Below are 1,198 nucleotides of genomic sequence, written 5' to 3'. Positions count from 1 at the left end.
ATTTAACATCTGCCATTTAATTCACCTTCTTCATCCAACATTCATAGCTCACATTGTCTTCCATGCCAGTAAAACGAACCTTGTCTCTCCCCCTGAATTTACCTTCGTGATGGAAAGTTCTTTCTGCTCTATATACCCGCTTAATTGGTGTTACATAGTCATAACCTCGTTTTTCTAAATCCCGAACTGCTATTAACATCTCTTTCATCGATCCACGTCTGACAGGTATCTTAAACATCACGCATTCGCCCTTTCGCATACCGCTATGTCGCCTTGGATTTTGATTATTTTATATCCTGGGTAGCGATCGGGAGTGATGTACTCAATCGCCTTTACTCTTGCTTCTTTTTCATTCCGTGCGCCCTTCCACACCCACTTCGGAAGGACGACTTTAGATTGATTTTTGTCTAACATAGGTTTAGCATCTCCTTAGTTTGTTTGTTCTATTTTTTCTACTTGTTCCTGCTCTTCAATTTCAGAAGTTTCTTTTTCAGCCTGTTTAACCCACTTTGTTAATTTCTTAAGTACTTCTCCAGCTTGTTTTAATGTCAATTCGCCAACTTCTTTAATACTTAAGTGTCCTTTAATTGTGTCTTCATCAACTTTTCGAAGAGTAGCTAGCTTTTTTATGTTTAATTTGATTGCACCAACTTGTTGAGCAGTAATCATTTCCTCTTGAATCTCAGGTAAATCTTCACCTGCATAGATGTATAATCCTAATCCGTGAAGTGCAATTGCTTTTACTAAGCAACGTTGGATACTTGTGTTAATATCAAAGCTGTTAGGCTCTGCAATCGGCTTGTTCTGATTGTTAAGTATCGGATGAATCTGACTTAGTGGTATTCCTTGTACAGTTACTTCAACTTCTACAAAGTAACCACAATCTGTTTTGAGGTAAGGCACTCCATCAAATCGTTTTACTTCCCATGTAGCTGTTGGATCTACTTCACGAAGCTTTTTAACTGCCCATGCCCACGATAAGTAATTAAAACGCCCTTTCTTCTCAACATGTCCCGAACAATCTATTTGAGCCAATTTAGAAAAGTAATTTTCAGTTATCATATAATTCTTCCTCTCTTTTAAAATGGTGATATTTCCGTTTGTTTACTAGCTTCATACACTTCCATAAGTGACTGCAATCCGTATTCATAAGCTACAACCATTGAAGCAGCATTAGGTTCATCGCTTTGCTTATATC

Annotated in this window: 3 protein-coding genes; all 3 read right to left on the bottom strand. The window is 37.6% G+C overall.

Features of this window, described 5'->3' with window-relative positions; translation table 11 throughout:
* Positions 1–16: 16 nt before the first annotated feature.
* From BB045_RS12450 to BB045_RS09230, 3 genes are read right to left on the bottom strand one after another with little or no spacing between them, the layout of a single operon-like run.
* Entirely contained in the window at positions 17–238 is a 222-nt protein-coding gene (locus BB045_RS12450) for a hypothetical protein (protein WP_000472845.1), read from the bottom strand.
* On the bottom strand, positions 238–414 hold the full coding sequence (locus BB045_RS12195; protein WP_166739839.1) for a hypothetical protein: 177 nt from the start codon (positions 412–414) through the stop codon (positions 238–240). Before BB045_RS12195 ends, BB045_RS12450 begins: the two co-directional genes overlap by 1 nt.
* Positions 415–429: 15 nt before the next feature.
* Positions 430–1,062 carry a Sak single strand annealing protein gene (locus BB045_RS09230; protein ID WP_075140701.1) on the bottom strand — a complete coding sequence of 211 codons (633 nt, stop codon included), beginning with the start codon at positions 1,060–1,062 and terminating at the stop codon, positions 430–432.
* Positions 1,063–1,198 lie beyond the last annotated feature (136 nt).

This window comes from Staphylococcus sp. MB377, from assembly GCF_001922505.1.
Classification (GTDB): Bacteria; Bacillota; Bacilli; order Staphylococcales; family Staphylococcaceae; genus Staphylococcus; species Staphylococcus haemolyticus.
This window is presented reverse-complemented; position numbering and strand designations above follow the sequence as displayed.